Below are 5,356 nucleotides of genomic sequence, written 5' to 3'. Positions count from 1 at the left end.
CTCATAATTCCCTCCGCGCAAAGAAGGCGGTTGCCAGTCCGAGCGGTGCGACGATCCAGACCAAGAGGCCCAGCAGCAGCGCGCCCACCCCCGTGCTCGCGGTCCCCGCCAGCCCGGCCATGCCGGAGAACTGGCTGACGTTGAAGCCGGTCAGGTTGGTGAGGCGGTAAAGATCGGTCGGATTGAGAAACAGCAGCGCTTCCAGCACCGGCGCCGTGACGATGCGCCCCTGATCGACCACGAGGATGCCGAGCAACGCCATGTCGAACACCAGCACCATCAACAGCCAGATGCCGACCGAGATGCCCGCGGCGGTGCCACGATCGCGCACCAGGCTGGAGATCAGATATCCGATTGCGACGAACACCGCGCCGAGCAGGATCGAGGTCCCGAGCATCGAGGCGAAGGCGTACCAGCTCGCCGCCAGCACCGAGGCGCCCGTGATGGCGAGTGCTGCCGCCGCCGCGCCATAGCCGATCACGGTGGCGAAGGCGAGGATCAGCACATGGCCGCAGAATTTGCCGAGCAGGACCTGGTAGCGGCCGACGGGATAGCTGAGCAGCAGGATCATGGTGCCGCGCTCCATCTCGCCGACGACAGCGTCATGCGAAATCAGCAGTGCGATCAGCGGCAGCAGGAAGATGGTGAGGCTGGAAAGACTCACCACCACCACGTCGAGCGCGCCGGCGCCGACATTGCCGGTCGGCGCGCTGCCAAGAAAGGTCAGCGACAGCGACAAGGCGGCAAGCAGCAGCGTGGTGGCGAGCACCCAGCGGTTGCGCAGCCCTTCCTTGATTTCCTTGGCGGCGATGATGACGATGTTCCTCACGCGGCATTCTCCCGCAGAAAATGGGCATAGAGATCGTCAAGCGTCGGCGCCGCGATCTCGATATTGGTGACGCCGGGATTGCCGGCGGCGACGCGCAGCAGCTCCATCTTGGCGGCCTCATCGGGCACCAGCAGAATGCGGCCGTGCGGGGTTGCGACACTCGCCCCGTTCATCCAGGCCGGCGGAACACTCGCCCCGGGCGCCAGATCGAGCGAGACGCGGATCGGCAGTTGAGAGATCGATCGCAGTTCCGAAAGCGAGCCCTGCGCGACCAGAAGCCCGCGGTTCATGATCAGGACATGCTCGGCGCGATCTTCCAGCTCGTTCAAGGCGTGCGAGGAAATCAGCACCGTGGCGCCGTCGTCGCGCAACTCGTTGAGAATTTCATAGAAAGTCTGGCGCAGCGCCGGATCCAGCCCCGTGGTCGGCTCGTCCAGCAGCAGCACGCGCGGCCGTCCCAGCAACGCCTGGGCCAGGCCGAGCCGCTGCCGCATGCCCTTGGAATAGGTCCCGACCCTGCGATCGGCGGCATGCATCAGGCCGACGCGCTCCAGCAGCGGCCATGCCGAGGCAGGTTTGATCCGTTTCAGCCGCGCGTAAAATCCCAGCGTTTCGCGTCCGGTCAGGGCAGCGTTGAACGCGACATTCTCCGGCAGATAGCCGAGTTGCCGGCGCGCGGAGAATTCACCGGCCGCCGGATCCTCGTCGAGCACGCGGACCGCGCCGCGCTCGGCGTGAATGAGGCCGAGCATCAGCTTGATCAGTGTGGTCTTGCCGGCGCCGTTGTGGCCGACCAGCGCGCTCAGCCGTCCCGGACCGAGATCGAACGAGACGTTGCGCAGCGCCTTGACCGCACCGTAGCTCTTCTCCACGCCCTTGACGGCAACAGTCACGGTCATTGCAGGCTCCGGCTGGCTGACGGTTTCGGCGGCGGCGCGATCAGGGGATGAGTATCGACGACGCCGCCGGGATAGAGTGCCGGAAACTGCGCCTGCGCCCAGCGCAGCACCTGCACCGCGGGGCTGTTGATCAGCACCTTCGCCGCGGGCGCGGTCCACAACACCCGGTCGACCAGATCGTTGGGGCGGTAGGCGGTGTCCGCGATGCCGTCGCCATTGAGATCGAACGCCGGATTGTCGCTCCAGTAATTGCCACGGCCGCCCTTCGACCAGTCGAGGTCGCGGGTGCCGACATATTTCACCTGGTTGCGATTGCCGACAAAGGCGTTGCCGGTGATCTCGTTGCCCTCGGAGCCGGCGGTGAAATGCACCCCGATGCCGCAGCGTTCGAACCAGTTGTTGCGAAACTTGTTGTGGTTGGTGTTGTAGATGAAGACGCATTTGCCCGGTCCGCTGCGCAGACCCGGTTCCGGCTTTGATTCCGGCAGCATGCCGCGTTCTTCGGCCGGACCTTCGTCGCGACTGCTTGCGATATTATCGAGCGAGCCGCCGTTCACCCAATTGCCGTCGATCTCGGCGTAATTGGCGTAGTTGAACAGCATGCCGTAGTCGCGGTCGCGATCCGAAATATTGTTGCGGATGATCAGCCGGTTCGAGAACATGATGGCGTAGCCGACGTGATTGCCGACGGAGAAGTTGCCGCTGACTTCGCTGTCATTGGTGTACATGTAATGCACCGCGAACCGCACCTGCTCGAAGCGGTTGTCGAGAAAACGGTCCTTGCGGCTCGCAATCGTGAAGATGCCGTCGCGGCCGTAGCGGAAGCTGTTCCCGGCGATAGTGACATCGGGCGCATTCCAGACCGAGACGCCGTTGCCGGCATCGTTGCGACGCCCGCCCTGCATGCCGTCGACGATGTTGCGCAGCACGCGCGATCCCGTCGCACCATGGACGTAGATGCCGTACAAATTGCCTTCGAAGCGATTGTTTTCGACCAGCGCGCGCTGCGCCGATTTCTCCAGGAACACGCCGGAATCCATCTTCTCCAGATCGTGACCCGATCCCCGGATGGTCACGCCGCGGACCGTGACATCGGGCGCCGTCACGGTGACGACATTGCCGGCGCCGCCGCCGTCGAGCACCGCGCCCGGCTTTCCGCTCAGGACCACGCGCCGCTCGATCCGGATTGCGCCGTTGTATTGGCCCGGCGCGAGTTCGATGACGTCGCCGTCCTGCGCCCGGTCGAGCACCGCCTGCAGCGACTGCTGCGGGACAGCCTTCAGCGTCTCCGCAACCGCGGAGCCCGGGATTCCGGCGGCGAGGATCGCCGCCGGAAGAATGCGCAGGAAGCTGAGCACGTGTCGTTACCGCCTCAGGAGATCTTGGGCTCGACGAACATGCGGCCCTTCATTTCCATGTGCATGGCGTGACAGAACCACGAACAATAGTACCAGTAGACGCCGGGTGCGTCCGCCTTGAACGTCACCGAGGCCGTGGCCATCGGCGCCACCTCCATGGCGACGCCATAGTTCACGATGCAGAAGCCGTGCGTCAGGTCCTCCACCGCGTCGATATTGGTGACGTAGACGGTGACCTCGTCGCCCTGCTTGACCTGGAACTGGTCGAGGCCGAACGCCGGCGCGGTGGAGGTCATGTAGACCCGCACCTTGTTGCCGTCCCTGACAACCTTGGAGTCGGCCTCGAGATTGATCCCGTCGGCCTTGGCCTGCTTGACCGCGTCGGCGAAGAACGGATCGGCGCGATCCCAGATCGAAACCGGATTGATCTTGGAGCGGTGCACGATGGTGGCGTCATGCGGTTCGGCAAAGCTCGGACCGTCATGCACCAGCTTCATCTTGTCGCCGGAGATATCGATCAGCTGGTCGTTTTCGGGCTTCAAGGGACCCACGTTGAGGAAGCGGTCCTTCGAGAACTTGTTGAGCGAGATCAGCCACTTTCCGTCTGCCTCCTTGGTCTGTCCCATCGAGGAGTGATTGTGGCCGGGTTGATAATGCACATCGAGCTTCTGGATGATCGGGTCGACCTTCTCGCCCTTGAACGCGCGCCTGGCGAGATCGATGTTCCATTTGACCACCTGGCTGTCGAGGAACAGCGTTGTGTAGGCATTGCCCTTGCCGTCATAGGCGGTGTGCAACGGGCCGAGGCCGAGTTCTGGCTCGGCGACCACGACATCGCGCGGCTTGATCTTGTCGTCGAACAACTGGTCAAACAGCCGGACGTCCATCACGGTGACGGTCGGCGAGAGTTTCCCTGCCGCCACGATATGGATACCGTCCGGCGCGGTGTTCATGCCGTGCGGACTGTTGGCAACCGGGACATAGCGCGTATACTTCGAGCCCTTGCGGCCGTCGATCACGGGCACGCCGTTCATTTCCTTGAAGTCCCCCTTCTTCACCGCCTCCTCGATGCGCTTGATGTTGAAGATGGTGACCCAGTCCTGCTCCTTGGCGGTCATCTCGGCGAGCGTGACGCCTTCTTCCGAATTGTAGCAGGTGGAGAAGGCATACTTGCCCTGGTAGTCGGCATCGACGTTGTCGAGATTGCCGTCGACCATCACCTGCCAGGCGACCTTCATGGTATCGCCATCGATCGCGCTGAAGATCGAGTGATACTTCTTGGGATCGTCGAGTACCTTGCCGTCGTTCGGAATCGGCACGCCGTCCTCGCCGTTGGCGAACACATAGCCGGTGCGCGGATATTTCTGCACGCGCAGGCCGTGCACCGTGTGCTGGTTCGGCAGCTGGATGATCTTGTCGCACTTCATGACGTCGAGCCGCACCCGCGCGACGCGGGTGTTGGCCTTGTCGTTCATGAAGGCGTAGCGGCCGTCATAGGTGCCGTCGGTGAAGGAGATGTGCGGGTGATGCAGGTCGCCATTCATATAGGTGCCGCCGCGGGTCTTGAGGAACTCGCGGGTCTCGGGCAACAGCCCCTCGGTCAGCACCTTCAGGCTTTCATTGGTCTGGCCCCAGCCGGTGGCGCTGCAGCGGTTGAACACCGGAACGCGCATCAGTTCGCGCATCGACGGCAGGCCGACGATACGCAGTTCGCCGGACTGGCCGCTGGAGAAGAAGGTGTAATATTCATCGAGTTCGCCGGGAGCCACTTCGGCCTTGTGCAGCACCGCGGGCCGCGCGGCCGGCGCCTTCGGTGCCGCGGTCTTCGTCTGTGCGTCGGCGGTCGTGTTGAGCGCAGCTCCTCCGGCAAGACCGATACCCGCGGCCGCCGCCGTCGTTCCAAGCAAGGTACGCCGACTGACGCCCTTTCCGTTTTCGTTGTCGCTCATAATAGCCCTCCTAGGCTTTCAGGTTGGTGGTGATGGGATGACGCCGACCGGCGGCAAATTGACCGGCTTGCCGCCCGCGGTGATGATGGTGTTCGGACCCTTGGCCCCGCTGCGCATCGAGGGCGACGACAGCGCGTCGCGCTTCTCGCGCTTCAGCCGCACCTGGATCATGTGCGGGCAGCGGTGGTCGTCGAAATACAGCTCCTGGCAATGCATGCAGTAGATGCACTCATTGACGTTGATGTGACCCTCGGGGTGGATCGCCTGCACCGGACATTCCTTGGCGCAACGCTGGCAGGGCGAGCCGCATTCGGGCCAGCG

Annotated in this window: 4 protein-coding genes and 1 pseudogene; all 5 read right to left on the bottom strand. The window is 63.7% G+C overall.

Features of this window, described 5'->3' with window-relative positions; translation table 11 throughout:
- Window position 1: 1 nt before the first annotated feature.
- The gene (locus Q7T45_RS25825) at window positions 2-829 is read right to left on the bottom strand and encodes an ABC transporter permease subunit (protein ID WP_304874715.1); all 828 of its coding nucleotides are present in this window, start codon (window positions 827-829) and stop codon (window positions 2-4) included.
- Window positions 826-1,728: an ABC transporter ATP-binding protein gene (locus Q7T45_RS25820; RefSeq protein ID WP_304874714.1), complete on the bottom strand. Its 903-nt coding sequence runs from the start codon at window positions 1,726-1,728 to the stop codon at window positions 826-828. Before Q7T45_RS25820 ends, Q7T45_RS25825 begins: the two co-directional genes overlap by 4 nt.
- Entirely contained in the window at window positions 1,725-3,086 is a 1,362-nt protein-coding gene (locus Q7T45_RS25815) for a nitrous oxide reductase family maturation protein NosD (protein WP_304874713.1), read from the bottom strand. Before Q7T45_RS25815 ends, Q7T45_RS25820 begins: the two co-directional genes overlap by 4 nt.
- Before the next feature lie 14 nt (window positions 3,087-3,100).
- Window positions 3,101-5,035 carry a TAT-dependent nitrous-oxide reductase gene (gene nosZ / locus Q7T45_RS25810; RefSeq protein ID WP_304874712.1) on the bottom strand — a complete coding sequence of 645 codons (1,935 nt, stop codon included), beginning with the start codon at window positions 5,033-5,035 and terminating at the stop codon, window positions 3,101-3,103.
- Between the two features lie 18 nt (window positions 5,036-5,053).
- Window positions 5,054-5,356, bottom strand: a pseudogene (locus tag Q7T45_RS25805) (4Fe-4S binding protein); the annotation flags it as partial.

The sequence above is a fragment of the Bradyrhizobium sp. genome (genome assembly GCF_030646015.1).
In the GTDB taxonomy this organism is placed as follows: domain Bacteria; phylum Pseudomonadota; class Alphaproteobacteria; order Rhizobiales; family Xanthobacteraceae; genus Bradyrhizobium.
This window is presented reverse-complemented; position numbering and strand designations above follow the sequence as displayed.

Coding starts and splice junctions, on each gene's coding strand:
- Q7T45_RS25820 (WP_304874714.1), bottom strand. CDS start 1,728: ATGACCGTGACTGTTGCCGTCAAGGGCGTGGAGAAGAGCTACGGTGCG.
- nosZ (WP_304874712.1), bottom strand. CDS start 5,035: ATGAGCGACAACGAAAACGGAAAGGGCGTCAGTCGGCGTACCTTGCTT.